Here is a 255-nt window from a genome sequence, read left to right as displayed (position 1 = left end):
GAGATTTTCTGATGAAAACCATTTTTAAAAGCACTATCACTAATGCGCTTAAAGATGGTGGAGCTATGCGGGATCGAACCGCAGACCTCCTGCGTGCAAGGCAGGCGCTCTCCCAGCTGAGCTATAGCCCCATCAGGTGTCGATACTGTCGCCAACCCTTTAAAAGGAATTGGTGGGTCTGAGTGGACTCGAACCACCGACCTCTCGCTTATCAGGCGAACGCTCTAACCACCTGAGCTACAGACCCAGTATCGT

Annotated in this window: 2 tRNA genes; both read right to left on the bottom strand. The window is 51.4% G+C overall.

What is annotated here, in order from left to right:
• Window positions 1-55 precede the first annotated feature (55 nt).
• Window positions 56-131: transfer RNA gene (locus SU60_RS20600), tRNA-Ala, on the bottom strand.
• Between the two features lie 39 nt (window positions 132-170).
• Window positions 171-247 (bottom strand) — tRNA-Ile (locus tag SU60_RS20595).
• Between the last annotated feature and the right edge of the window lie 8 nt (window positions 248-255).

It is taken from the genome of Vibrio mytili (assembly GCF_000830505.1).
Classification (GTDB): Bacteria; Pseudomonadota; Gammaproteobacteria; order Enterobacterales; family Vibrionaceae; genus Vibrio; species Vibrio mytili.
The sequence above is the reverse complement of the archived record's forward strand: the minus strand, read 5'-3'. Positions and strand labels throughout refer to the sequence as shown.